Origin of the sequence: Streptomyces vietnamensis (genome assembly GCF_000830005.1) — a bacterium.
Lineage (GTDB): Bacteria > Actinomycetota > Actinomycetes > Streptomycetales > Streptomycetaceae > Streptomyces > Streptomyces vietnamensis.
In genome coordinates this window covers 950,688-976,439 of record NZ_CP010407.1, presented here as the reverse complement: position 1 = coordinate 976,439, position 25,752 = coordinate 950,688, and the positions used below count along the sequence as shown (strand labels likewise).

The window sequence follows — 25,752 nt, the reverse complement described above, 5'->3', positions numbered from 1 at the left end:
TCCCGCGCGAGGCGACGCGTGCCTCAACTATGTTTCTGCTGTGGACCAGTTGATCACCGAAGACCCGACGCGCATCGGCCCGTACCGCCTCATCGCCCGGCTGGGCGCCGGCGGGATGGGACTGGTGTACCTCGGCCGGTCCGAAGCCGGGCGGACGGTCGCCGTGAAGGTGGTGCAGGCCGAGTACGCCAGGGAGCCCGAGTTCCGCCGTCGCTTCGCGCGCGAGGTGGAGGCCGCCCGGCGGGTGGGCGGGGAGTGGACCGCGGCCGTGCTCGACGCCGACACCGAGGCGTCGGTGCCGTGGGTGGCGACCCAGTACATCCCCGGACCCGACCTGACCGCCGTGGTGGCGAAGGACTTCGGCCCGCTGCCCGAGCACTCGGTGCGCGTCCTCGCCAACCGGCTCGCCGTGGCGCTGCAGTCCGTGCACGCGGCGGGGCTGATCCACCGCGACCTGAAGCCGTCCAACGTCCTTGTGACCGTGGACGGGCCGCGCGTGATCGACTTCGGCATCGCGCGGGCCATGGACGGCCTCGGCGGAGACAGCCTGCACACCCGGACGGGCATGCTGATCGGCTCGCCCGGCTTCATGTCGCCCGAGCAGGTGCGCGGGCTCGAACTCACCCCGGCCAGCGACGTGTTCTGCCTGGGCGCCGTCCTCGTGTACGCCGCCACCGGGCGGCTCCTCTTCGGCGCCACCGACACCGGGCTCAGCGCGCACCTCTTCCGGATCGCGGAGGACGAGCCGGACCTCACCGGCGTGCCGGACTCGCTGCTCGATCTCGTACGGGAGTGCCTGCACAAGGACCCGACGCGGCGGCCGACACCCGCCGAGGTGGCGGCGCGCACGGCGACGGACCGGGCCGAGGAATGGCTGCCCGGCTCCGTACTCGCCCAACTCGGACGTCATGCCGCCCAGTTGCTGGACTTCGCCCCCGAGACGCGGGCGGCGATTCCGGACCCGCGGATCCCCGCGCAGGCCCCGCCGCAGCCCGCCTACACCCCGACCACGCCGGCGGGCGGAAACCCGCCGCCCGGGTTCGGGCCCGTCGTGGACGCCTCACCCGGAGCGTGGGGCCCGCCCACCGCCCCGGCCGGCCAGGCGGGTCCATCGCCCCGGCGGTGGGACGGACTCGCCGTCGCCGTGCTGGCGCAGTTCCTGGTCCTCGTCGCTTCGACGAGCACGAACGCGGCGCTGCCGGTGATCCAGGCCGACCTGGCCCTCTCCGTCGACGACCTCCCGCTGCTGCCCTTCGCGTACGGGATCGCCTTCGGCGTCCTGCTCCTGCTCGGCGGGCACCTCACCGATCTCCTGGGCCGCAAACGGGCGGCGATCATCGGCCTCGCCGGCTTCGCCGTCGCCTCCGTGCTCGGTGGAGCGGCCCCCGCCACCCCCGTGTTCCTCGCGGCGTACGCCCTCCAGGGCGCGTTCGCCGCGCTGCTCTCCTCGGCCGCGCTCGCCCTGGTGGCCGGCGGCTTCACCGACCGGAAGGAGCGCGGCACGGTCTTCGGGGTCTATGCCGTCTTCGCGGGCGGCGGCCTGGCCATCGGCGCGTTCACGGGCGGCTGGCTGGTCGAGACCCTGAGCTGGCGCTGGTGCTTCTACGCCGCGGTCCCGCTCGTCCTCGCCACAATGATCCCCGCGGTCCGGCTGGCGGACGACCGGTCCGTCCGTACCCAGGCCCGCCTCGACGTACCGGGCCTGCTGCTCGGCACCGGCGGGCTCGCCGCGCTCCTCTACGGCTTCCACCGGGCGGAGGCCGTCTACGGCAACGGATGGACCACACGCACGACCCTCCTCCTCCTGCTGCTCGGCGCGGCCCTCCTGGTGACCTTCGCCTGGTGGCAGACCCGCACGAGCAGCCCGCTCGTCCCGCCGGGTCTCTTCAGGAACAGTGACCGCGCCGGCTCCCTCCTCGCCCTTGCCCTCGTCGGCACGAGCACGCCCATCGTGTTCCTGGTCCTGTCCCTGTATCTGCAGGCCGGCCTGAGCTACACGCCGTCCCGGACCGGACTCGCCCTGCTGCCCCTGGCCGTCGCCGTCCTCGTGGCCGCCCAGGGCTCCGGCCGCCTCCGGGCCAGGTTCGCGCCCCGCCTGCTCGTCGTCCCGGGCCTGGTCCTCGCGGCCGCCGGCGTGGGACTCCTGGCCCGGCTGGAGGCCGGCAGCTCGTACGCCACCCTCGTCCTGCCCGGCATCCTCCTCCTCGGCCTGGGCCTCGGTCTGGCCCTCGGGCCGCTGCTCGACACCGCGACCGGCGCGTCCGGCCCGCAGGGCTCCGGCGGCACGGCGGGCACGGTCCTGGCGGCCCAGAGTCTCGGCGGCCGGTTCGCCGTCCCGCTGTTCGGCAGCATCGTCGCCTCGGGGGCCTCCAGCCGCCTGTCGGAGGTCGAGGGCTTTCCGCAGGCCCTGACGGACGCGGTCCGCCGCGGCGTCCTCATCGACGCGCACTACCTCCCGGCAGCGGCGTCCGAGGGCGTCGCGCAGGCGAACGCGGCCGTCCTGAGCGCCTACTCCGTCGCCCTCTGGTGCACGTCCGGTCTCCTGCTCCTCGCGAGCCTCCTGGTGGGCCTGCTGACCACGACGAGGGCTCCTGTGCAGGGCTGACGGGGCGTGCCCGGCGTCGCGCCGATTGGCCCTTCGACAACTCCGTGGTGTAGAAAGCCCCGTCGATCAATCATGATCACGACATCGAGCTCTCTCATTCGGGGGAATGGAAGAATGACTTCAACTCGCCGTGTCCTCAGCGCGATCGCGCTTCTCGCCGCGCTGAGCGGCATCGCCGCCTGCGGTCCGGAGGACCCCGACGCCCAGGGCACCACCGGAGGTTCCGGTGCCACCGCCTCGCCGTCGGGCGCGGCGTCCAAGACGTCGGACCCCGCCGAGGCCGGAGACGGAGCCCCGGCCGATGACGTCGACGGTGACGGAAAGGGCGGCGACTGCGGCACTCCGCCGACCCTGCCCGCCGGGCTCCTGAAGCTGAAGGTCCAGCTCATGCGGGACTCCGGCGGCTTCGAGGGCGCCGAGGCCAAGCCGCACTGCACGCCGAACGACTGGATCTACGGCGCCGAGCCGACGGACCCGACCAAGCACTACGTCCTTCCCCGGAACGTCAAGGCGTACCTGGCCCTCGGCCCCGGCCAGTCGAAGCAGGTCGACCACGAGCAGCTGGCGCTGCACATCGACCGCTGCCATGCCCAGGAGATCGGGGCTCCGACCGAGGACTACCCCAAGGTGGAGGCCCCCTACGGCTGCTACGGCAACGTCTACGAGGTCACGCTGAACGCCAAGGGCGAAGTGGCCACGATGAAGGAGATCTGGAGCGTCTGACGGCATCCGCCGGACCGGCCGGAAGTCCGGGCTCCCGGACGTCGGGCCGACAGGCAGCCGGGCTGCCCGTCGGCCCGACGGAGGACCCGTGAATCCGTTCGCTCAGCCGCCCCGGCGGACCTTCGCGGCCCGGCGGGCCTCGGCCGTCTTGCGGGCCTCGGCGGCGCGGCGGGACTCGTTCTTGGCGCGGCCCGGGCGGCCCGGGACGGTGCCGATGCCCCGGAAGGCCGCGCCGCCGCGCTTGGCGCCCTCCTGGCTCGGCGCACTGCCGTCGACCGGTACGCCCGAGGGCTTCCGGGCGCCGGTGATACGGGTCAGCTCGGCCTCGCCGGAGCGGACCCGGGTGACGCGGGGCCGGATGCCGGCGTCGGCCATGATCTTGGCCACGTCCTGGCGCTCCTCGGGGGTGACCAGCGTGACGACGACTCCGGACTCCCCGGCGCGCGCCGTGCGCCCGCCGCGGTGCAGGTAGTCCTTGCCGTCGGCGGGCGGGTCGACGTTGACGACGAGGTCGAGCGCGTCGACGTGGATGCCGCGCGCCGCCACGTCCGTGACGACCAGGACGGGGACCTCGCCGCTCCTGAACCGCTCCAGGGTCCTGGCCCGCAGCGGCTGCGACTTGCCGCCGTGCAGCGCCGCGGCCCGCACCCCGCTGCCGAGGAGGTGCTTGGCGAAGCGGTCGACGGAGGCCTTGGTGCGCAGGAACATGATCACGCGCCCGTCGCGGGCGGCGATCTCCGTCGCGGTGGCGAACTTGTCGGCGCCGTGCACGTGCAGCACGTGGTGCTCCATGGTGGAGACGGCGGCGGCCGCCGGGTCGACCGAGTGACCGGCCGGGTCCTGGAGGTAGCGCTCGACGAGCTGGTCGACGTCACGGTCGAGCGTGGCCGAGAACAGCAGCCGCTGGCCGTCGCCCGGCACCCGGTCGAGCAGCTCGGTGACCTGCGGCAGGAAGCCCATGTCGGCCATCCGGTCGGCCTCGTCGAGGACGGTGACGGCCACCCGGTCGAGACGGCAGTCCTTGCGCTCGACGAGGTCCATGAGCCGGCCGGGGGTGGCGATCAGCACCTCGGCGCCGTCGCGCAGCGCGCCGGCCTGCCGCCCGATCGACATGCCGCCGACCACGGTGGCCAGGCGCAGCTTCAGGACGTCGGCGTAGGGGGCGAGGGCGTCGGTGACCTGCTGGGCCAGCTCGCGGGTGGGGACCAGGACCAGGGCGAGCGGCTTGCGGGCCTCGGCCCGGCGCCCGGCGGTGCGGGCGAGCAGCGGCAGACCGAAGGCGAGCGTCTTGCCCGATCCGGTCTGCCCGCGCCCGAGGACGTCGCGGCCCGCGAGGGCGTCCGGCAGGGTGGCGGCCTGGATCGGGAAGGGCGCGTGGACGCCCTGGCGGGTGAGCTCCGCGAGCAGGTCGGCCGGCAGGTCGAATGCGGCGAAGGTCACGGCCGCCGGAGCGGCGTCCTTGCTGGGCGTGGTGGTCATGCGGCCCCTGGTCCGTCGAAAAGGTCTGGTCCGTCGAAAAGGTCTGGAAAACGCGACGGGCCGGGGCCCTCACCGCATGGGTGGGGTCCCGGCCGCGTCGGACGTGTCAACGTCAGGCGGGGAGGATGTTCTCCGCCTGCGGGCCCTTCTGGCCCTGCGTGACGTCGAAGGTCACCTTCTGGCCTTCCTGGAGCTCACGGAAGCCCGAGGTGGCGATGTTGGAGTAGTGGGCGAACACGTCCGGGCCGCCACCCTCCTGCTCGATGAAGCCGAAGCCCTTTTCCGAGTTGAACCACTTCACGGTGCCGTTGGCCATGACATATCTCCTTAACGGGGCGTACCCCTGGGAACCGCACTGTGCGGGTCCCGGTGTCGCCGTGATGATTGCCCCGTCCGGAAAACTGCACCGAAAACACATCAAGTGCCTGACGATGTCGAATCGTCGAAGGCACTTGTAAGTTCATTGGGAACCACGACTGCAACTGATCTCGACTGTAGCACGGTTTCGGCGCCCCTGCATGAAGAATGTCCGATTTGCCGCGAGGGTGAAGGTGACCGTGACGAGCAGCGCCCAGGCGCCGAACTTCGCGAGGGAGACCGGCTGCCAGCCGTCCAGCTGGTCCGGGTAGCTCCAGGCGCCGACGTACGTGGCCGCGTTCTCGGCGACCCAGAGGAAGAAGCCGATCAGGACGAAGGACAGGGCCAGGGGCATCCGGAGGTCGCTCTCGCCGACCCGGAACCGGACCCAGGTCCCCGCCGTCGCGGCCAGCAGCAGCGCGGCCAGCGCCCAGCGGACGTCGGGCAGCCAGTGGTGGCTGAAGAAGTTCACGTACACGGCCGCGGCGAGGGCCGCCGTGATCCGGGGCCGGTAGCCCGTGAGCCGCAGGTCGAACAGGTGCCAGGCCCGGCAGATGTAGCTGCCGAGAGCCGCGTACAGGAAACCGCCGTACAGCGGCACGCCGCCGAACTTCGTCAGGGCGTCCTCCGGGTAGCTCCACGAGCCCATCCGCACCTTGACCAGCTCGAAGAGCAGGCCGATGGCATGGCACCCGGCGATCACGGCGACGTCCCGGCCGGTGTCCCAGCCGACCTTCCACGCGAGGACGGTGAGGCCCATGCCGTACAGCAGGAGCAGGTCGTAGCGGGCGACCGGCAGCTCGGGCAGCAGGGAGGAGGCGGCGATGCCGCCGACGAGCGCGACGGCGAAGGCGCAGCAGCGCGCCTCAAGGACCGCGAAGCGCAGCAGCTGACGTGTCCCGTGGGTGAGCGTCCTCATGGCGGGTGGGACGCCGGAGGGGCCGTGATCGGTTCGCCGGCCCCAGTGAGCGGGAAACGGCGGCGCGCCGCACCCCCGGACGGGAGGTGCGGCGCGCCGCCGTGCTGTGGACGCCCTCGTGGATCAGACCGCCGGGACCGGGAAGGTCGGGTACTCCACGCCGGAGACGTGCTGGACGACCCGGATGACCTGGCACGAGTAGCCGAACTCGTTGTCGTACCACAGGTACAGGATCGCGTTGTCGCCGTCGACCTTGGTCGCACCGGCGTCGACGATGGACGCGTGGCGCGAGCCGACGAAGTCCATCGAGACGGCGTCGGGGGCCGTGGTGAAGTCGATCTGGCGCTTCAGCGGCGAGTGCAGCGAGACGTCGCGGAGGTACTCGAGGACCTCCTCGCGGGTGGTCTCGCGGCCCAGGCGCAGGCTCAGGATCGCGATCGAGACGTCCGGGACGGGGACGCGGATCGAGCTGCCGGTGATCGGCGCCTTCAGGTCGGGCAGCGCCTTGGCCACGGCGGAGGCGGCACCCGTCTCCGTGATGACCATGTTGAGCGGCGCGGAACGGCCGCGACGGTCGGCCTTGTGGTAGTTGTCCAGGAGGTTCTGGTCGTTCGTGAACGAGTGGACCGTCTCCACGTGGCCGCGCAGCACGCCGTACTCGTCGTCCATGGCCTTGAGCGGCGGGACGATCGCGTTGGTGGTGCAGGAGGCGCAGGACAGGATCTGCTCGTCCGGCTTGATCGTGTCGTGGTTGACGCCGTGCACGATGTTCGGCACGTCACCCTTGCCGGGCGCGGTCAGGACGACCTTGTCGATGCCGGGGCGCAGGTGCTTGGAGAGGCCCTCGCGGTCCCGCCACTTGCCGGTGTTGTCGATCAGGATGGCGTTGTCGATGCCGTGCGCCGTGTAGTCGACCTCGGAGGGGTCGTTGGCGTAGATCACCTTGATCGTGTTGCCGTTGGCGACGATGGTGCTGTTCGCCTCGTCGACCGTGATCGTGCCCTGGAACTGGCCGTGGATGGAGTCGCGGCGCAGCAGCGAGGCGCGCTTCACGAGGTCCTGGTCGCCGCCGCCGCGGACGACGATCGCGCGCAGGCGCAGACCGTTGCCGGAGCCGGCCTTCTCGATGAGGAGGCGGGCGACGAGACGGCCGATGCGGCCGAAGCCGTAGAGGACGACGTCGCGTCCGTCACGGCGCTCGATCTTGTTCTCGCCGATGGCGCCGGCGACGGCCTCGGCGGTGAACTCCGCCACCGAGAGACCGCGGCTGTCGGTCTTGTAGTCCGCGGCCAGCACGCCGATGTCGATCTGGCACGGGCCCAGGTCGAGGGTCGTGAGCGTCTCGAGGAACGGCAGCGTCTCGGTGACCGAGAGCTCCTCGCCGTCGATCTGCCGGGCGAAGCGGTGGGTCTTGAGGATGCTGACCACCGACTTGTTCACCAGGGAGCGGCTGTGGACCAGGACGGTGACGTCCTGCTCCCGGTGCAGCTTCCCGATGATCGGGATCATCGACTCCGCGATCTCCTCGCGGTTCTTCCAGCTGATGAACGAGTCGTCATTGACAGTCACAGGATTATCTTTCGAGCTAGGCGGCGCTCACATGTTAACCCGCAGCCGGTTTGATCAATCAAGGGGTGCCGAACCGTACGATGGGTCACGTCGGGATCCGCCGCGGTCGGGCGGACCCACCTACCAGGATGCGGGGGCATGGTGGTGAAGTTCGGGCTGCTCGGATCACTCGTCGTCCACGACGGGACGGAACTGCGGCCGGTGGCCGGCCCCAAGGTCCGCGTCCTCCTCGCCGCACTGCTGCTCCAGGCCAACCGCACGGTCTCCCGGGACGCCCTCAAGGAGGCCCTCTGGGGCGCCTCGGTCCCCGCCAGCGCCGACGCCGCCCTCGCCAACCACCTCACCCGGCTCCGCCGCGTCCTCGCCGCCGCCGACGGGACCGACGAGCGGCTGCGCACCGTCGCCCCCGGCTACCAGCTGACCGTCCACGAGGGCGAGCTCGACGCCGACGCCTTCGAGGCCCGCGTCCGGGCCGTCCGGCAGGCCCACCAGCGGGAGGACTGGGAGGCGGTCCGCCGGGAGACCGACCTCGCCATGCCCCTGTGGCGCGGCATCCCCCTCGCGGACCTCGCCCCCTTCTCCGACACCGAGGCGCCCGCGCTCCGGGTCCACCAGCTCGCGGAGGCGCGCCTCCAGGCCCTGGAGTGGAGCTTCGACGCCGAGCTGCACCTCGGCCGGCACCACGAGGCCGTCGCCCCGCTGACCACCCTGGCGGGGGAGCACCCGCTGCGGGAGGGCTTCCACCGGCGGCTCATGCTCGCCCTGCACCGCTCCGGCCGCCAGGCGGACGCCTTCTCCGTCTACCACCGGCTGCGCCGGAACCTGGTCGACGAGCTCGGCACGGAACCCGGCGCCGACGTCCGGGAGGCCCACGCGGAGGTGCTCGCGGACGAACCCGCGCCCCGCCCCCGTACCCCCGCCGCCACGACCCGCCCGCCCTTCCAACTGCCCTGCGAGGGGGACGCCTTCACGGGCCGTGAGGCCGAGACGGCGACCGTGCGGGCGCTCCTCGGCGCCGTCGACGGCACGGGCGCGCCGGCGGACGCCGGGTCCGGGCCCGCCCGGGTCCGGGCCGTCGTCGTCTCCGGCATGGCCGGCGTCGGCAAGACCGCCCTGGCGGTGCACGTGGCGCACCGGGTGCGCGAGGCGTTCCCCGACGGCGCCCTCTACGCCGACCTGCGCGGCTACTGCACCGGCGGGGCGCGCACGGCCCACGAACTGCTCGCCCGGTTCCTGTCCGACCTGGGCGTCCACCAGGACGTCCTGCCCGAGGACACCGACGACCGCGCCCTCCTCTTCCGGTCGGCGCTCGCCGAGCGCCGCGTGCTCCTGGTCCTCGACAACGCGCGCAACGCCGCCCACGTGGCCCCCCTGCTGCCGGCCGGCGGACCCAGCGCGGCCCTGATCACCAGCCGCCAGCTGCTCGCCGACCTGCCGGGCTCCGCCAAGGTCCCGCTGTCCCCGCTGCCGGAGCCCGACCAGCACGCGCTGCTCGCCAAGCTCGCCGGCGCCGAGCGGGTACGGAGCGAGCCCGAGGCGCTGGCCGACATCATGGCCGCCTGCGGGGGCCTGCCGCTCGCCCTGCACATCGTCGGCGGCCGGCTGGCCTCCCGGCCCTCCTGGCCCCTCGCGCTCCTGGCGAAACGACTCACACCCCATCAGGGCCGGCTCGACACCCTCGCCATGGGGGGCTTCGACGTCCGGCGCACCTTCGCCATGAGCTACGTGGCCATGCGGGACAGCGACCAGCCCCTGGAGCGGGAGGCCGCACGGGCCTTCAGGCTCCTGGGGCGGGTGTGGTCCGCCCACCCGGTCACCCCGCAGTCCGCCGCGGCGCTCCTCGACATCACGGAGGCGCGGGCCGCCGCCGTCCTCGACGTCCTCGCCGACGCCCACCTCGTCCTCAACCCGGAGCCCGACCGGTACCAACTCCACGACCTGCTCGGCGAGTACGCGGCGCAGCGGGACGAGGAGGACACGGAGACGGAGCGCACCACGGCCCTCGTCCGGCTGCTCTCCTGGTACGCCGCGGCCCTCGCGGCCGCGACACGGGCGGCCACCCGGGAGACGCAGTCCCCGCCGCCGCTCGGCGGGGAGACCGTGCGGAACCTGTCGCTGCCCGAGTTCGCGGACGACGACGAGGCGATCCGGTGGACCGAGAAGGAGCTGCCGGCCGTCCGGGACGCCCTCACCCGCGCCGGGGAGCTCGGCCGCTCCGACATCGCCTGGCGGCTCGCCGTCGGGCTCTTCGGCCATGCGAGCACGCACTGGTGGACGGGGGAGTGGGACGCCTGCCTCGAGCAGGCCATGGACATCGCCCGCAGGCACGACGACCGGCTCGGACAGGCCTGGCTGCACCGGCGCACGGCCGTCGCCCACGGCATGGCCTTCCGGAACGAGGCCTGCCTCGAACACCTCCGGATCGCCCTGGACCTCTTCACCGAGCGCGCGGACCTCACGGCCCAGGCGTCGATCCTCGGCAACATGTCGACGGTGTACCTGCAGATCGGGGACTCCGAGCAGGCGCTCGTCCACGCCGAGCGCTCCCGCGACCTCTACGGCGCCACCCGGAACACGAAGGGCGAGGCGCTCCTCCTCAGCCGGATCGCGGACGTCCACAAGACGCGCGGCGAACCGGACCTGGCGGCCGCGGACTACCGCCGGGTCATCGACCTGGTCAGGGGGACCGGCCACGGGGTGTTCCTCGCCACCGCCCTCACCAACTACGGCGACGTGCTGCGCCTCCTCGGGGACCGTGACGCGGCGTTCGAGGTCCTGGCGGAGGCGCTCGCCATCCGGCTCCGGATGAACGACCAGGGCGGCACGGCCGACTGCCTCGTCTTCACGGCCCGGGCCCACCACCACTTCGGGGAGTGGGCCGCGGCCCGCGAGACCTGGGAGTCCTGCCTGGAGCTCGCCCGCCGGCACAACCTGGCCAAGCGGATCGACGAGTGCCTGGAGGGCCTGAAGGCCCTGGCGTCCCCCACCCCGGCGTCCCCCACCCCGGCGTCCTCCACCCCGGCGTCCTCCACCTTGGCGTCCTCCACCCTGACGGACACCCCTTAGCGGAAGGCCAGGGCCCGGAAGGCGTCCCTGACCCGGGCCAGCGGGCCGGGGTCGCGGGTGAGGCGGAGCCGGTTGGTGAGCAGGACCGCCCAGCGGCCGCGCGTGGGCGAGACCCACAGGGCCGTGCCGGTGAAGCCGAAGTGCGCCCAGACGTCCTCCGCCGGTTCCGTGCCCGGCGCCGGATGCCAGAAGAGGCCGCGCGGCGGGACGAGCGGGCCGGTGTGGACGCGCAGCGAGGCCGCGGTCCACTCGGCGGAGAAGGTGCCCGGCACCGGTTCGAGCAGGTGCCGCAGGAACCGGCCGATGTCGGCGGTGGTGGTGAAGACCCCCGCGATCCCGCAGGCGCCGCCGAGGAGCCGGGCCGAGAAGTCGTGGACGGTGCCCCGGAGCGGGGCGCCGCTCTCCTCGTCGTACTCGGTGGGCGCGCACCGCTCCCTCGCCCCGGCGGGCAGCGGCCCGTACCGGGTCTCCGTCATCGCGAGGGGCGTCCAGACACGGTCCTCCGCGAGCCGGGGGAGCTGCTGCCGGGTGAGGTGCTCGGCGAGGTAGCCGAGGATCAGCGCCGCCCGGTCGGTGTACGCGACGGCCTCCCCGGGCCGGTGCCGGAGCGGCTCGGCGAGGACGCCGTCGCGGACGTCCTGCGGATCGGAGCCGTACAGGTGCCGGAGGTTGGCGCGGAGCGGCAGGCCTGCGGTGTGGGTGAGGAGGTGGTGCGCGGTGGCCCCGGCGAGCGGCCGGCCCGCGGCCTCCGGCCAGTACGAGCCGAGCGGGGCGGCCGGGTCGAGCTTCCCGGCGTCGACGAGCGTGCCGACGACCGCCCAGACGGCGAGGATCTTGGTGAGGCTCGCGACGTCGAAGAGGGTGTCGGGGCGGGTCGGTCCGTCGGGGCGCGCCGGGTCGAGCAGCCCGACCGCCCCGGACGAGAGGGTGGTGCGGGCGTCGCCCACGGCCCATGCGGCGCCCGGGTACGTGCCGGCGCGCGCGGCCTCGCCGAGGAGCCGCTCGAAGGGGTCGCTGCGCTGTGCCAAGGCGTGCCTCCGACGGTCCGGGGAGGTTCGGGGCGGGCCGGTCGGGGGGTCGACGGGCCGCGCTCCGAAGTCATGCCCCGGCCGAACGGGAAGACACCCTTCCGTCAGCGACCGGCGGCGTCCTCGGTGACCGGCTTGCAGGTCACCTCGTCGCGCGGGGTGTAGTGGGTCTTGTACGTCTCCCGCTTGACCTCGACGCCGTTGTTCTTGAACACGCGGTCCACCGTGGTGTCGAAGCCCTCCAGGGGCGGCTGCGGCACACAGGCCTCACCGGTGCCCTCGCGCTTCACGGGCTGCGTGATGTTGGTGCGCGGGCCGGCGACCGCCTCCACGGAGTCGTACTTCTTCGTGCCGAGGAAGCTCACCGTGACGGAGTGGTCGGTGGCGCTCGCCTTGATGTAGATCGGCTTGCCCGTGTCGTTGCGGAACTTCAGGTCGAGCTGGCCCCAGGCGACGGTCGCCTCGCGGCCGGCCGGGTAGCGCTCGATGTAGAAGGAGTGCGCGCCGTGCTCGACGGGCTGCACCCCGGCGAAGAACATGGCGTTGTAGACGGTGGTGGCCATCGCCGACACGCCGCCGCCGGGCGCGGAGCGGTACGAGCCGTCGAGGATCATCGTGCCGTCGACGAAGCCGTTGGCCGGGGTCCGCTCGCCGACCGTCCTGTTGAAGCTCCACACCTCGCCCGGCTGCACGAGCGAGCCGTTGATGAGCTCGGCGGCCCGGCCGATGTTCGTCGTCCGGTACGGGGCGGTGGGGAAGTTCACCGTGAACGTCGACATCTGCTCGGTGATGCCCAGACGGGCCAGGGAGCCGGAGGACAGCTCGGGCTCGGTGACCCTGGTCGCCACCGGAGCCGTACGGGCCGTGTCGCCGGACCTGGTGAGCAGCGGGCGCACGGCGTCGCCGAGGGCCTTCGCGGTGACCTCGTGACCCTGCCGGCCCTCGGACTCCACGACGACCTTGCCGTCCTGCACCCCGAGGGAGGCCTCCACCGGCGCGTTCGTCAGAGCGGCGAGGGGGCGGGCCACGTCCGGGTCGCGCAGCAGGGCCTCGTCGTCGAGGAAGGCGGTGAGGCGGCCCTTGTCGTTCTTCACGGTGAGGTGGTCGCCGAGCGTGGCGGGGGAGATCCGCAGGCGCTGGTCGCCGGCGGTGAGCGTGACGGGGCCGGAGACGGCGGGCTTGGCGTAGGTGTCGAGGAACCGGTTCACCTCGCCTGCGGGCAGCTTCGGCTCGGTCACCGAGACGGGGAGGTTCACCGCGGCGGCGCCCGTGGCGGCCGGGTAGGCCGCGCGCAGGGTCTCGGCGGCCTGCCCGGTGTCCAGCTTCCGGCCGGTCACCGGCTGGGTCGCGACGGCCCGGCCCTCGCGGAAGGCGACGGAGCCCTCGCGGACCGTCCGGTCGTTCTGCTCGGCCAGGTCGGCCACGGCGGCCTTCGTCTTGGCCGCGTCGTACGCGAGGACCGGCCGGATCTCGCGCTCGCCGGGGGAGAAGAGCCGTCCGATGACGGTGAAGGGGTCGCGGGACGGGTCGGCCGCGAGGTCGGCGGTCTTCGCCACGTCGACGGTCAGGCCGGCGGCGGCCGGGTCCACGGTGGTGGCACCGTCACCGACCCGCACGGGTATCGGCGCCTTCCAGGAGGCCGGGGCCTCGGCCGTCAGCTTGGCCTCGGCCTCGGCACGGCTCATGCCGCCGATGTCCACGCCGTCGACCCGGGTGCCGGCGGATATGTCGTCCCCCGTCGCCACCAGCCCCGCCACGTACAGGCCGCCCGCGGCGACGGCGACCACACCCGTCGCGATCGCCGCCGTCCGAAGACGCGGACGGCGCCCCTCACGGGGCGTCGGGGCAAGGTCGGTCCTGGAGCTGGGCACACGCTCTCCCGGGGCGTCGAGGAAAGGGGGGAACCACACGACGGTACGCCGAAAGAGTGTCTTGTGTACATAAAGGCGGTTTGGCCCGAAGTGATACGGAGCGGGGCGGCGCGGCCACGGAACGTGCAGCCGTGCAGGTGGCGGCGAGGCCCGAAACCACGCGGGCGTGCCCCCCGGTCCGAGCCGGAGCGATACCTCTCACACCCGGGACCCTCGACGTCGAGGTCCCGCGGCCGGTCCGGGCGGCCGTGCCCGGCAGGTACCGACCGGCGTCCGAGCCGCCCCGCCACGCCCCCCGGCGCGCCCCGCCCCGCCTGATAGGTTCGCGTGCACACGCAGGCGGGGCGGGCGGCCCGAGGGGAGAGGCGGCACATGGCGGCGAGCGGGCGGCAGAGCGGCAGGCCCACCCTTGAGGAGGTCGCGGCCAGGGCCGGAGTCGGCCGCGGCACGGTCTCCCGGGTCATCAACGGTTCCCCGAAGGTGAGCGAGCAGGCCAAGGCCGCCGTCGAACGGGCCGTCGCCGAACTCGGATACGTCCCCAACCGGGCCGCCCGCGCCCTCGCCGGCAGCCGCACCGACGCCGTCGCCCTGGTGATCCCCGAGACCGAGGCGCGCCTCTTCGCCGAGCCGTACTTCCTCGACATCATCCGCGGCGTCAGCGCGGAACTCGCCGACGCCGACAAGCAGCTGCTGCTCACCCTCATCCGCAGCGAACAGGAGCGGCAGCGCTTCGAGCAGTACCTCGCCGCCCAGCGCGTCGACGGCGTCCTCCTCGTCTCCGTGCACGGCGACGACCCGCTGCCCGACCAGGTCCGCGCCCTCGGCCTGCCCGCCGTCCTCAACGGCCGCCGCACCGAGGCCGAGCGCGTCGCCTTCGTCGACTCCGACAACACCGGCGCCGGGCGGGCGGCCGTCGCCCACCTCGCGGCGCGCGGCCGGAGCCGTATCGCCACCGTCACCGGACCCCTCGACATGTACGTGGCCCGCTGCCGGCTCGACGGCTACCGCGAGGGCCTCACGGAGGCCGGACTCGCACCCGACGAGGCGCTCGTCGCGAACGGCGACTTCACCGAGGAGGGCGGCCGGCGGGCCATGCGGGAACTCCTGGACCGCAGGCCCGACCTGGACGCCGTCTTCGCCGCCTCCGACGTGATGGCCGCCGGCGCGCGGAGCGTCCTGCGCGAGGCGGGCCGCCGGGTGCCGGAGGACGTGGCCCTCGTCGGCGTCGACGACTCGGCCGTCGCCCGGCTCATGGACCCGCCCCTGACGAGCGTGCGCCAGCCCATCGAGGAGATGGGCCGCACCATGGCGCGCCTGCTCCTCCAGGAGATCGCCGCGCCCAGCGCCCCGGACGAGCAGCCCCGCCGGATCCTGCCCACCGAGCTGGTGGTCCGCGCCTCCTCCTGACGCGAGCAGGCACCGGGTGCCGAGATGCAGCCGCCCCGGGGGCCTCGGAGAATGGACACCACACGGGGCCCATGCCCGAGACCAGGACGCCTCCGACGGCGTCCGACCCGGCAAGGGGGCGGTCGACGATGCCGCTGTGCCAACCGAACCGGACGGCCACCATGTCCGGGGCACTGCGCCGCTGGACCCTCGTGTACCTCCTGATCGTGACCCTGCTGACCGTCGCGTACCTGGAAGTCCCCTCCCGCCACACCACCCTGTGGGCGCTCATCGGACTCGGCGGAGTCATCGCCATCCTGGTCGGCGTCCGGCTGCACCGGCCCGCCAAACGCTGGCCCTGGCTGGTGCTCGCCGCGGCCAACCTCACCTTCGTCAGCGGCGACACCACCTACAACGCCCTGGAGGCCTTCTTCGGCCAGACCAGACCCTTCCCGTCCGTCGCCGACGCCCTCTACCTGGCCACCTACCCGCTGTTCGCCATCGGCCTCTTCGGGTTCATCCGCTACCGGGCCGTCGGCCGCGACCTCGGCGTCCTCCTCGACGCGCTGATCCTCACCTCCGGCCTCGCCCTGCTCGGCTGGGTCAACCTCATCACCCCGCTCGCCAGGAGCGAGGGCATGACCTGGACCGAGAAGGCCATCTCCATCGCCTATCCCCTCGGCGACGTGCTGATGCTCGCGATGCTCGCCCGACTGCTCGTGCCCGGCGGTCTGCGCTCCCGGTCCGTCCAGCTCCTCACCCTGGGCACCTGCGGCATCCTCGCCTCCGACGTCATCTACGGCATCCTCCAGCTCAAGGGCACCTGGATGGTCGGCACCCCCTGGGACCTGGGCTGGGTCGTCTTCTTCACCGCCTGGGGCCTCGCCGCCCTCCACCCCTCCATGACCGGCCTCACCGAGCCCGCCCCCGAGCCGGCCTCCCGCATCGCCGAGCGGCGGCTCGCGCTGCTCGCCGGCGCCTCGCTCGTCGCCCCCGCCCTGCTGCTCGTCCAGTCGCTGCGCCACGACGAGAACAAGGACATCGCCGTCATCGCGATCTTCTCGGCGATCATGTTCCTCCTGGTCCTCGTCCGGCTCTGGGGCATGATGAACGACCACGGCAAGGCCGAGGCGCGCGAGCGCAGCCTCAGGGTCGCCGCCGCCTCCCTGGTCGCCGCCCTCAGCCCCCGCGAGGTCGCCGGCGCGGTCGAGACGGCCTCGGCCACCCTCTTCGGCGCGGGCACCGAGCACCAGGTCCTCCTCCTCACCCGGGACCGCCGGGGCGGCCTCAACGCGGTGGCCACCGCGGAGCACCCCTGGAGCTGCCGCACCGACGAGCTGGTCGGGCCGCCCGGCACGGCCTGGCCCGAGCACGTCGCCGACGGCGCCCGGCTGGTCCCCACCACCCGGCTCGCCCCGGTCCTCGCCGCCGAGGTCACGTCCGCCACCCACGTCCTGCTCTGCCCCCTGGAACTCCAGGCCGCGGAGGGACGCGAACCGCTGCTCGGCGTACTGCTCCTCGCGGGCCCCGAGAAGAAGCTCGCGGAGATCATGGGCTCCGCCCAGTCCCTCGCCTCCCAGGCGGCCCTGGCCCTCGAACGCTTCGGGCTGAGCGAGGAGGTCAACCGCCGTACCAGCGAGGCCTACTTCCGCACCCTCGTGCACAACACCTCGGACGTCATCCTGATCGTCGACGACGACGACACCGTCCGGTACGCCAGCCCCTCCGCCGAGTCCATGTTCGGCCGCTCCCTGCTGCCCGGCACCCCGATCACCGACGTCCTCGCCCCCGCCGACACGGCGAGCGCCCTGCGCGTCCTCGCCGACGCCCGCGCCCACGGCTCCGCCAACCCCCGGGACGACTGGAAGCTGCTCCACGGCGGCTCCGGCGAACTGGAGGTCGAGGTCCGCTGCAGCAACCTGCGCAACGAGCGGACCGTCCACGGCCTCGTCCTCACCCTCCGCGACGTGACCGAGCAGCGGAAACTGGAACGGGAGCTGACCCACCGCGCGTTCCACGACTCCCTCACCGGTCTGCCCAACCGGGTCCTGCTCCTCGAACGCATCGAGCGGGCGCTGCTCCGCGGCCGCCGCGAGTCCACCCTGACCTGCATGCTCTTCGTCGACCTCGACGACTTCAAGGTCGTCAACGACACCATGGGGCACTCGGTCGGCGACGAACTCCTCGTCGCCGTCGCCCGCCGCCTCACCTCGGTCCTGCGGCTCACCGACACCGCCGCCCGGCTCGGCGGCGACGAGTTCGCCGTCCTCATCGAGGGCGCCCGCGAACCCCGCGACGCCGAGGCCCTCGCGGCCGAGATCGTGCACACCCTCAGCCAGCCGTTCCACCTCACCGACGGCGCCGTCTCCGTGTCGACCAGCGTCGGCATCGCGACCGTCCTCGACAGCGCCCACGCCGAGGAGCTCCTCGGCCACGCCGACCTCGCCCTGTACGCGGCCAAGGCCGCCGGCAAGAAACGGTGGCGGCTCTTCCACCCCGAGCTCCACTCCCGGCTCGTCGCCCGCCACGAGCTCCAGGAGGGCATCGACACGGCCATCGCCGACCACGCCTTCGCCCTGCGCTACCAGCCGATCGTCGAGGTCGACGGCGGCTCCCCCGCCGGTCTCGAAGCGCTCATCCGCTGGCCGCACGCCCGCCGCGGCATGGTGCCGCCCGACCAGTTCATCACCCTCGCCGAGGAGAGCGGCCACATCATGCCGCTGGGCGCCTGGGTCCTCGAACACGCGGCGCTCGACATCGCCCGCTGGCAGCGCGCCCACCCCCGCAGGAACCCCCTGCACGCCAACGTCAACGTCTCCGCCCGGCAGTTCCGCGACCCCGGCTTCCTGGAAGAGGTGCGGCGCGCCCTGCACTCCTCCGGACTCGCCCCCGGCTCGCTCGTCCTGGAGCTCACCGAGACCGTCCTCATGCGCAAGGACGCCCAGATCCGTACCACGATGGCCGCCCTCAAGGACCTCGGCGTCGCCATCGCCATCGACGACTTCGGCACCGGATTCTCCTCGCTCAGCTACCTCCGCGAGTTCCCCATCGACGTCCTCAAGGTCGACAAGTCGTTCATCGACGACATCACCACCGACCCGCAGCAGGTGGCGCTCGTGGAGGGCATCGTGCGCATCGCCGACGTCCTCGGCCTCCAGGTCGTCGCCGAGGGCATCGAGCACGAGGAGCAGCGGGCGCTGCTCGCCGACATGGGCTGCCGGTACGGGCAGGGCTACCTCTTCGCCCGCCCCATGACCGCCCACCAGGCCGAGTCCTATCTGCACCGCGCCCCGCCCACCGGCAACAGGCCCGCCACCCCTCCCTCCCCCCGGCCCGTCGGCCCCTCCTCGGCCCTGTCCACCACCCGGCCCCCGCGCGAGTCCCGCTGGCGGGACCTGGAACGCCTCCAGCGGACCAGCCTCATGTGCGACGCCGTCATCGACGAGGTCGACGGCCGCCGCATCCGGGTCGGCGACGACTGGCTCGTCGACTTCGCCTCCTGCAACTACCTCGGCCTCGACCTCGACCCCACCGTCATCGAGGCCATCGAGCCCGAGGTCCGGCGCTGGGGCACCCACCCCAGCTGGTCCCGGCTCCTCGGCAGCCCCCGGCTCTACCCCCTCATCGAGGAGCGCCTCACCGAACTCCTCGGCGCCCCCGACACCCTGCTGCTGCCCACCATCACCCTCATCCACCAGTCGGTGATCCCCCTCCTCGCCGGCAGCGGGCAGGTCTTCGTCGAGGCGCAGGCCCACCGCACCGTGTACGACGGCTGCGTCGGCGCCCGGGGACAGGGCGCCGAGATCCACCGCTTCCACGCCGACCGGCCGGAGGAGCTGGCGACACTGCTGCGCGGCGCGCCCGACGACGCCGGCCGGCTCGTCTGCATGGACGGCGTCAACAGCATGACCGGCAACTACCCCGACCTGCCCGTCCTGGCCCGGATCTGCCGGGAGAACGGCGCCCTGCTGTACGTCGACGACGCCCACGGCTTCGGCGTCATCGGGGAGCGCCGCCCCGACGAGACCAGCCCGTACGGCTCGCGCGGCAACAGCATCGTCCGCCACCTCGGCGAGTCCTACGAGAACCTGGTCCTGGTCGGCGGCTTCTCCAAGGCCTTCTCCTCGCTGCTCGCCTTCCTCGCCGTGCCGAGGTGGCTCAAGGACCACCTCAAGGTGGCGGCCGCCCCGTACCTGTACTCGGGGCCCTCACCGACCGCCTCGCTCGCCACCGCCCTCGCCGGACTCGACGTCAACGAGGAGCGCGGGGACGAGATCAGGGCCCGTCTGTACCGCATGACGGCCCGCGTCCTCGCCCATGTGCGGGGCCTGGGCATCGCCACCCCCAACACGGACGGCCTGCCGATCGTCGAGATCCCGCTCGGCGACGCCGAGGACCTCGACGCCGTCGCCGCCTTCCTGTGGGAGCACGGCATCTACGTGACGCTCGCGTCCTACCCGCTCGTCCCGCGCCACCGGGTGGGCTTCCGCATCCAGATCACCGCCGCCAACACCGACGAGGAGATCGACCAGCTGTGCGCCGCCCTCACGGAGCTCACCGCGCGCTTCCCCCTCCAGTCCGCCACCCGCCCCCTCGCGGCCGGAAGGCCGGCGGAGGAGTGATGGACCGGACCCCGCCGGACGCCCCGGAGAGCGGCCGCCGGGTGCGCCGCAACCGGGACGCCGACTGGAACGCCTGGCCGGTCGACGACTACCTCACCGAGAACTACCGCGGGCTCCACCCCTACGACATCGGCGTCATCCGCCACCACGCGGCCGTCTACCGGCGCTTCGCCCCCGGCAGCCTCTTCCGCACCCTCGAACTCGGCGCGGGCCCCAACCTCTACCCGCTGATGCTCGCGGGCGCCGCCGCCCGCCACGTCGACGCCCTCGAACCCAGCGCCGCCAACGTCCGCTATCTGCGCGGACAGCTCACCCACGGCATCGACGACAGCTGGCAGCCCTTCTACGAGCTCTGCCGCTCCCTCGACCCGGCCCTCCCGGAAAGCTGCGCCGAGGCGCTCCGCCGGGTCCGGATCGTCCGCGGCACCGCCGACGACCTGCGTCCCGACACCTACGACCTCGCCTCCATGCACTTCGTCGCCGAGAGCGTCACCGAGGACGTCGACGAGTTCACCGCGGTCTGCGCCGCCTTCGTCCGCGCGGTCCGTCCCGGCGGCACGCTCCTCGCCGCCTTCATGGAGCGCATGCCGAGCTACCGCATCGGCACCGGTCCCGTGTGGCCCGCCTGCCCGGTCGACGAGGCCGCCCTGCGGGCCGTCTTCGCCCCCCGCACCACCAGCCTGCGGATCGCCCGGCTCGCGAAGGACCTCACCCTGCCCGAGTACGGGGACACCGGCGTGCTGCTGCTCACGGCCGAACGGCCGTCCCCCGCGGTACCACCGGTTCAGGCCAGCAGCTCCCGGTAGAGGGCCGCGTACCGGGCCGCGAAACGTTCGGGGCCGAAGTGGTCCTCGACCAGGACCCGCCCCCGCTCGGCGAGCATGTCCCAGGAACGCGGCTGGTCGAGCAGCCACGCCAACTGCTGCCCGGTGCGGCGCGGGTCGCCCGCGGGGGCCCGCAGGACGGCGTGGCCGAAGTCCGCGAACTGGGGGAGGTCGCTGAGGATCGCGGGCCGCCCCGAGGCCAGCGCCTGGAGCACGGTGAGCGGGATGTCCGGGGTGCCGCGCAGCACGGACGGCGGGAACAGCAGCACCTGGACGGAGGCCAGCAGGGCGTGCATGTCCTCGACGTGGCCGCGCACCTCGAAGTCGGTGAGCCCCGCCGCGCCGGCCCGCTCCCGCAGCGCCTCGGCCAGCGCCTCGGAGTCCTGCCCCGGCCGTCCGCGCAGGGCGAGCACCAGGCGGAACCTGGCCCCCTCCCGCTGGGCCTCCGCCGCGGCGTCGATCGCGACCTCCGCCCCGCCGCCCGGCTCGTGGTACCCCACGAAGAGGACCGCGGGGAGTCCCTGCGGACGCGGCAGGTACGGCCAGTCGTCCAGGCCGATCATGGGCGGGACGACCCGTACGTCCCCGAAGTCCGCGGCCCGCAGCCGGCGGGCCATCGACTCCGACAGGGCGACCGTCGTCCCCAGCGGCCGGGTGTGCGTCAGATACTTCGGGTCCATCAGCCCGGTCACGGTGTGCACGACCGGCCGTCCGCCGAGCAGCAGCGGGCGCAGCCACGAGAAGACCGGAAAGCCGCGGCCGATGGTCAGGAAGGCGTGCACCAGGGCGACCCGGCGCGCGAACACGGCCCCGGCGAGCACGGACTGCACCCGTACGGAGACGTGCGGCCCCCCGTCCCGGGAGAGGACGTGGACGGGCCGTCCGCGTCCCGGCGGGGGCCGCCCGGCGGGCCACTGGGAGAACCAGACGAAGTCCACGTCCGGCAGCGTCCCGAGGACGTCGGAGGCGAGCTGGGCGGCACAGCCTTCCGTCCCGTCCAGCGGACCGCCGGTCAGGAGCAGGACACGGAGCCGCCGCTCACCGCGGGCCATCGGACACCTCCGTGGCCCGTGCTCCCGGCGCCGGGCGCACGGGTCCGGCCGCGGGCCCGCTCACGGGTCCGCTCGCAGGTCCGGCCGCGATTCCGCTCACGGCGGAGCTGCCGAGGACGGTCACGACACACCTTCGGCGGTCCTGGCCCTGGTGCCGGGCCGACGGCCGACGGCAGGGGAAGCGGTCGCGGTTCCGGCCCCGGGCAGCAGGTACACCTCGGGCGCGCGCGGGATGCGGCCCCCGGGGAACAGGGCGTCGGTCTGCGTCCGGTAGCCCCGGATCAGCTCGTCCTTCCGGTCGAGGCCCCGCTCCCAGGCGCGGGCCACCAGCCGGTGCCGGTCGGCGAACCCGTCGTCGTCGGCGGCGATCTGGTTGTACGGGAAGTCGCTGTAGTACACGACCGGCCGGCCGCTCCGCTCGGCGGCGGTGCGGACCAGGACGTGGTCGGCGTGCCCGCCCACCCCCAGGGGCGCCAGCACCAGGCCGCCGGAACGGGCGGGCAGCAGCGCGTCGACGGTCTCCCCGACGGCGCGCAGCGTCTCGGCGTCGTACGCGGACACCCGGCCCCGGGACAGGTGCATCCGGTACGTCGGGTACACGAGCGCCAGTTCGGGCAGCAGCCGGGACAGCCGCTCCGTGCCCGGACGGGTCCGCGGCCGCCGCCGGAACAGCCCGTCGACCAGGCCGATGTGCCGCCAGTCGACGTCCAGGAGTTCCAGGACCTGCCGGTCCTCCTCGCGCCGGTCGGCGAAGAGCTCCTCCGCGTCACGGGCCCGGGTCTGCCTCAGGTACTGCCGGGCGCAGAGGGCGTACGGCGGGGGCGCGGCCTCCGTGAACAGCGTGGCGACCGTCACCGGCGCCCGCCGCCCCGCCCAGCCGAGCAGCGCGCCGCAGGACAGGACGGCGTCGTCCAGGTGCGGCGAGAGCACGATCATCGGGACGCCGGAGCCGAGGACCGTCCGGACGAAGCTGGTCAGCGGGTCGTCTGCCATGACGCACCCCTCTTCCTCGGCCGCCGCACGGCGGCGGGTGAGTCCACGAGCCGGTGGGCCAGGGCCAGGTAGCGGCCCGTCATCTCGTCCCAGGTGTAGTGCTGTGCGGCGATTCCGGAGCGGTGGCCGAGACGGCGGCGGAGCGCCGTGTCCGTGGCCAGCTCCGTCATCCGCGCGCCGAACGCCGCCACGTCGAACGGTTTCACGGCCACGTCTCCGCCGTCGCGCATCCAGCGCAGCGCCGGCAGGTCGAAGTGGAGGACGGGCTTGCCGTACGACATCCCCTCCAGGGCCACCAGGCCGAAGGCCTCGTGCCGGGACGGCACCACCAGGAAGGCGCTGTCGCGCAGCAGTTGGCGCTTGCGGTCCTCCCCGGCGCACCTCACCCAGTGGATCCGGGACTCGGGGTCGCGGGTGTGCGCGGCGACGAGCGCGGCGAGTCGGCGTTCCTCGGCCGGGGTGCCGCTGCCCGCGAGCAGCAGGTCGAGCGGGGGCCGGGCCCGGTCATAGGCGTCGAGGAGCAGGTCCAGGCCCTTGTTCCAGGTGTCGATCCGCCCCAGGAAGAGGATGAACCGGCCGGCCCCGAGCCGGGCCTCGTCGAGTTGGCGCTGCTCTACACCGGTGGGGACGACCTGCACGTCGGCCCGGGGGCTGAGCCTGCGGATCGCCGATCCGTCCGCCGCGTTCCGCACCACGATGTGCCGGTAGCAGCGCAGGCCGAGCCGCTCCACCAGGAAGAACGGCAGGTGGTAGCGCCGCCACAGGGTCTCGGTGCCGCGTCCCTGGTGGATGCCGACGACGGGGGCGCCCGTCGTCAGGGGCAGCAGACTCGTCGAGAAGGGGGGAGTGAAGCTCTCCATCCACAGGTCGTGCCGGATCCGGCGGGCCACGAACGGCAGGAGCGCGAGGAACAGCAGCCGCCCGGCGCGCGGGCCCGCCCGGCCCACCGGCAGCCGGACGTAGCGGATGCCGTCCCGTTCCTCGGTGCCGCCGTGCCGGCCTGCCGTCACCACGGTCACGCGGAAGTCCTCGGCGAGCCGCCGGGCCACCTTGGCGACCACCCGTGCTTCGCCGCCCCGGCAGGTGGGATCGTCCGCGTCGTCGTAGACCGACATCACCACGTGCCGCCGCTCACCGGCCGCGCCGGGCTCCGGCAGGGCGGCCGCCCGCTCCCGCTCCCGCATCTCGTCGAGGATCCGTTCCAGGGCCACGCCCGCGACCAGGGACGGGGGCCGCTCGCCGTCGAGCCGCGCGATCCCCGAAAGCCGCCGGGACCAGCCGCGGTAGCGGGCCCACAGGACGGTCGGCGGTCCCGCGATCTCCTCCAGGCCGCGGCCCCGCGGCGTGTCGGGCCAGGTCTCCACGAGCAGGGTCAGACCGTAGCGGCGGTCGATCCACCGGAAGGCGGAGGCGGCGCCCGAGGAGTCCGGGAGGCCGGACCTCACCAGGCCGTCCAGCGGCCCGTGGTCCGTCACGACCACGGCCTGTCCGCGGCGCGCCCGCGCCCGCGCGAGGAGCCGGGCGGCCGTGAGCCGGACCGCGAGCTCGGCCGCGTCGAGGAGCGCGTGGGCACGGTGCAGCCAGGATCCCCGGCGCTCGGGATCCGTGGCGCGCCGTGCCCACCCGCCCCGACCCGGTTCCCCCGCATCCCTCACCCGGGGCGGAACCGGGAGCCTGCGGCACAGGAAGCAGCCGTGGCAGCGGACGGTGACGACGGTGAGACCGCGCTCGCCGAGCAGCGTCGCGAGCCTGCGCACCAGCGAGGACCCGCCCGCGCCGTCGGGTCCGGACACCGCGACGAGGAGGGGGCCGGCCATCACGCCTCGCCCCCTCGGGGCAGGGCGCGGGGAGCAGGGCGCGCGGGCGTACGGGGGATCAGGGCGTGGGCGAAGGCATGGTCACGGGACGGTCTGGCTGGACCTGCTGGACCGGATGAACCGTCGGAGCCGGATGAACCGGATGGCCCGTCGGCGCCGCGGCTGCGGCGCGCGGTGCCCGTGTGGGCCGTACGGGCACGCCGTCGCCGCGCAGCGCCGCGTGGCCGGCAGGCCCCGCTCCGGGGCGGAGGGACGGCGCGGCCGATCCGGTCGGAGGCCCGGCGCCCCGGATGGGCGGTCGGGCGGTGGGGCGGCCGGCAGAGGGGGCGGCGCCGGGCACCGTCGAAGGGCCAGTCGGTCACTCGCCGCAGAGGATGCGGAACGGGTGCCGCCGGCGCTCGGCTGATCTGGATGGAGGTCACGTCGAGCCTCTTCCGGCAACCGGCCCTGCCGAAGGTGTGCGATCAGGGTTCACTCTGTCCTGAAATGGTGCTTTCTTTAGCGTTAGCACCCTTTCATGGTATTCGTCAACTGCGGGAGCTCCGGAGGGGGCCGCGCGCCAAGCGCGACAGGGTGTTGTGCGGCCGTTCGTCGAGGAGCGTGCCGAGGATGCGGGCGCCGTCGCGGAGGGTGCGGGGGTGTGACGGGCCGTGGCGGCGCGGCAGTTCGAGGCTCGGCACCTCGGCGACGCGCAGCCCGTAGTGCAGTGCGTGCGCGACCAGTTCGGCCCCGAGCTCCACGCCGTCCTCGCGCAGGTCGAGCAGATCGACGAAGGGGCGCCGGAACGCGCAGAATCCGTACCAGAGATCCGTCAGGTGCTGGCCGTACAGCCGGTGGGCGACCCGCAGCAGCGCACGATGTCCGAGGCGTCGCGACAGCGGATAGTCGGCGTAATCCCCGCCCGCGATGAAACGCGATCCCTTGACGAAGTCGTAACCGCTTTCCAGATAGTGCAGATAGTGCGGGATCTCGTGCGGCGACATGCTTCCGTCGGCGTTCATCAGGACGATCAGGTCCCCGGTCGCCGCGAGCAGTCCCGCGTGCGGAATGTCGCCCCGGGTGAAGTCCCAGCCCCCGAGCCGACGCACCGTGAGCCCGGCGCGTTCCTCGCTCCGCCCGGCGGGGCCGCCGATCAGGACCACCTCCCGCACGGTCGGGGGCACCTGGCCGAGGAGCCGGTCGAGCGCAGCTCCCGGGTCCCCGTCGTCGGGGCGGGCCGTGAGGACGAGACTCACCGTCAGGGTGCCGGAGCCGGGCGCCCGGTCGGTCGACCTGCGCAGAGGATGCGAATCGCTACTCATCGGTACGGCCTTACTCGCCGGTACGGCCGAATGTGCGGCCGACCCGCGTCATCGGCTGACCCGCGTTATTCAGAATCCTGCGCCCGGAGCGATGCCGTCAAGAAAAGCGGAAGAATATGCGGGCGGCTGCGAAGGAATGA

At 73.5% G+C, this 25,752-nt stretch carries 16 protein-coding genes; 6 read left to right on the top strand and 10 right to left on the bottom strand.

Annotated elements, in window-relative coordinates; all coding sequences use genetic code 11:
* Nucleotides 1–40: 40 nt before the first annotated feature.
* Together SVTN_RS46345 and SVTN_RS04165 are read left to right on the top strand one after the other, a co-directional pair.
* Nucleotides 41–2,605 (top strand): MFS transporter, encoded by a 2,565-nt coding sequence (locus tag SVTN_RS46345; protein ID WP_052498947.1) that lies wholly within the window; start codon nucleotides 41–43, stop codon nucleotides 2,603–2,605.
* 114 nt (nucleotides 2,606–2,719) lie between these two features.
* The gene (locus SVTN_RS04165) at nucleotides 2,720–3,328 is read left to right on the top strand and encodes a hypothetical protein (protein WP_041127843.1); all 609 of its coding nucleotides are present in this window, start codon (nucleotides 2,720–2,722) and stop codon (nucleotides 3,326–3,328) included.
* A gap of 102 nt (nucleotides 3,329–3,430) precedes the next feature.
* On the opposite strand, the gene SVTN_RS04160 is transcribed toward SVTN_RS04165, so the two are convergent.
* From SVTN_RS04160 to SVTN_RS04145, 4 genes are all read right to left on the bottom strand, one after another.
* Nucleotides 3,431–4,807 carry a DEAD/DEAH box helicase gene (locus SVTN_RS04160; RefSeq protein ID WP_052498946.1) on the bottom strand — a complete coding sequence of 459 codons (1,377 nt, stop codon included), beginning with the start codon at nucleotides 4,805–4,807 and terminating at the stop codon, nucleotides 3,431–3,433.
* Nucleotides 4,808–4,919: 112 nt separating this feature from the next.
* Nucleotides 4,920–5,123 (bottom strand): cold-shock protein, encoded by a 204-nt coding sequence (locus tag SVTN_RS04155; protein ID WP_015031667.1) that lies wholly within the window; start codon nucleotides 5,121–5,123, stop codon nucleotides 4,920–4,922.
* Nucleotides 5,124–5,267: 144 nt separating this feature from the next.
* A complete protein-coding gene (locus SVTN_RS04150; RefSeq protein ID WP_078908189.1) occupies nucleotides 5,268–6,083 on the bottom strand; it encodes a DUF817 domain-containing protein in 816 nt (271 codons plus the stop codon).
* Nucleotides 6,084–6,206: 123 nt separating this feature from the next.
* On the bottom strand, nucleotides 6,207–7,652 hold the full coding sequence (locus SVTN_RS04145; protein WP_041127842.1) for a glyceraldehyde-3-phosphate dehydrogenase: 1,446 nt from the start codon (nucleotides 7,650–7,652) through the stop codon (nucleotides 6,207–6,209).
* A 138-nt stretch (nucleotides 7,653–7,790) separates the two neighbouring features.
* Between SVTN_RS04145 and SVTN_RS04140 the strand changes: the two genes are divergently transcribed.
* Nucleotides 7,791–10,718 (top strand): AfsR/SARP family transcriptional regulator, encoded by a 2,928-nt coding sequence (locus SVTN_RS04140; protein WP_052498945.1) that lies wholly within the window; start codon nucleotides 7,791–7,793, stop codon nucleotides 10,716–10,718.
* Here the strand turns inward: SVTN_RS04140 and SVTN_RS04135 are convergent.
* Together SVTN_RS04135 and SVTN_RS04130 are read right to left on the bottom strand one after the other, a co-directional pair.
* Nucleotides 10,715–11,746, bottom strand: a complete 1,032-nt coding sequence (locus SVTN_RS04135; protein ID WP_041127841.1) for a serine hydrolase domain-containing protein — start codon at nucleotides 11,744–11,746, stop codon at nucleotides 10,715–10,717. The genes SVTN_RS04140 and SVTN_RS04135 overlap by 4 nt on opposite strands.
* Before the next feature lie 104 nt (nucleotides 11,747–11,850).
* Complete coding sequence (locus SVTN_RS04130) at nucleotides 11,851–13,617, bottom strand: VanW family protein (RefSeq protein WP_078908188.1); 1,767 nt, start codon at nucleotides 13,615–13,617, stop codon at nucleotides 11,851–11,853.
* A 372-nt stretch (nucleotides 13,618–13,989) separates the two neighbouring features.
* Between SVTN_RS04130 and SVTN_RS04125 the strand changes: the two genes are divergently transcribed.
* The 3 genes from SVTN_RS04125 to SVTN_RS04115 all read left to right on the top strand — a co-directional run bounded on the left by SVTN_RS04125 (nucleotide 13,990) and on the right by SVTN_RS04115 (nucleotide 20,431).
* Nucleotides 13,990–15,024, top strand: a complete 1,035-nt coding sequence (locus SVTN_RS04125) for a LacI family DNA-binding transcriptional regulator (protein WP_041127839.1) — start codon at nucleotides 13,990–13,992, stop codon at nucleotides 15,022–15,024.
* Between the two features lie 161 nt (nucleotides 15,025–15,185).
* The gene (locus SVTN_RS04120) at nucleotides 15,186–19,625 is read left to right on the top strand and encodes an aminotransferase class I/II-fold pyridoxal phosphate-dependent enzyme (protein WP_041127838.1); all 4,440 of its coding nucleotides are present in this window, start codon (nucleotides 15,186–15,188) and stop codon (nucleotides 19,623–19,625) included.
* Entirely contained in the window at nucleotides 19,625–20,431 is an 807-nt protein-coding gene (locus SVTN_RS04115) for a class I SAM-dependent methyltransferase (protein WP_052498944.1), read from the top strand. The genes SVTN_RS04120 and SVTN_RS04115 overlap by 1 nt, the downstream gene beginning before the upstream one ends.
* On the opposite strand, the gene SVTN_RS04110 is transcribed toward SVTN_RS04115, so the two are convergent.
* The 4 genes from SVTN_RS04110 to SVTN_RS04095 form a co-directional block, all read right to left on the bottom strand.
* The gene (locus SVTN_RS04110; protein WP_041127837.1) at nucleotides 20,410–21,501 is read right to left on the bottom strand and encodes a glycosyltransferase family 4 protein; all 1,092 of its coding nucleotides are present in this window, start codon (nucleotides 21,499–21,501) and stop codon (nucleotides 20,410–20,412) included. The genes SVTN_RS04115 and SVTN_RS04110 overlap by 22 nt on opposite strands.
* Nucleotides 21,502–21,621: 120 nt before the next feature.
* Complete coding sequence (locus tag SVTN_RS04105) at nucleotides 21,622–22,494, bottom strand: PIG-L deacetylase family protein (RefSeq protein ID WP_052498943.1); 873 nt, start codon at nucleotides 22,492–22,494, stop codon at nucleotides 21,622–21,624.
* Nucleotides 22,476–24,311, bottom strand: a complete 1,836-nt coding sequence (locus SVTN_RS04100) for a glycosyltransferase family 4 protein (RefSeq protein ID WP_041127836.1) — start codon at nucleotides 24,309–24,311, stop codon at nucleotides 22,476–22,478. The genes SVTN_RS04105 and SVTN_RS04100 overlap by 19 nt, the downstream gene beginning before the upstream one ends.
* Nucleotides 24,312–24,838: 527 nt before the next feature.
* Nucleotides 24,839–25,612: a glycosyltransferase family 2 protein gene (locus SVTN_RS04095; RefSeq protein ID WP_041127835.1), complete on the bottom strand. Its 774-nt coding sequence runs from the start codon at nucleotides 25,610–25,612 to the stop codon at nucleotides 24,839–24,841.
* Between the last annotated feature and the right edge of the window lie 140 nt (nucleotides 25,613–25,752).

Coding starts and splice junctions, on each gene's coding strand:
- SVTN_RS04165 (WP_041127843.1), top strand. CDS start 2,720: ATGACTTCAACTCGCCGTGTCCTCAGCGCGATCGCGCTTCTCGCCGCG.
- SVTN_RS04160 (WP_052498946.1), bottom strand. CDS start 4,807: ATGACCACCACGCCCAGCAAGGACGCCGCTCCGGCGGCCGTGACCTTC.
- SVTN_RS04155 (WP_015031667.1), bottom strand. CDS start 5,123: ATGGCCAACGGCACCGTGAAGTGGTTCAACTCGGAAAAGGGCTTCGGC.
- SVTN_RS04150 (WP_078908189.1), bottom strand. CDS start 6,083: ATGAGGACGCTCACCCACGGGACACGTCAGCTGCTGCGCTTCGCGGTC.
- SVTN_RS04140 (WP_052498945.1), top strand. CDS start 7,791: ATGGTGGTGAAGTTCGGGCTGCTCGGATCACTCGTCGTCCACGACGGG.
- SVTN_RS04125 (WP_041127839.1), top strand. CDS start 13,990: ATGGCGGCGAGCGGGCGGCAGAGCGGCAGGCCCACCCTTGAGGAGGTC.
- SVTN_RS04120 (WP_041127838.1), top strand. CDS start 15,186: ATGTCCGGGGCACTGCGCCGCTGGACCCTCGTGTACCTCCTGATCGTG.
- SVTN_RS04115 (WP_052498944.1), top strand. CDS start 19,625: ATGGACCGGACCCCGCCGGACGCCCCGGAGAGCGGCCGCCGGGTGCGC.
- SVTN_RS04110 (WP_041127837.1), bottom strand. CDS start 21,501: ATGGCCCGCGGTGAGCGGCGGCTCCGTGTCCTGCTCCTGACCGGCGGT.
- SVTN_RS04105 (WP_052498943.1), bottom strand. CDS start 22,494: ATGGCAGACGACCCGCTGACCAGCTTCGTCCGGACGGTCCTCGGCTCC.
- SVTN_RS04100 (WP_041127836.1), bottom strand. CDS start 24,311: ATGGCCGGCCCCCTCCTCGTCGCGGTGTCCGGACCCGACGGCGCGGGC.
- SVTN_RS04095 (WP_041127835.1), bottom strand. CDS start 25,612: ATGAGTAGCGATTCGCATCCTCTGCGCAGGTCGACCGACCGGGCGCCC.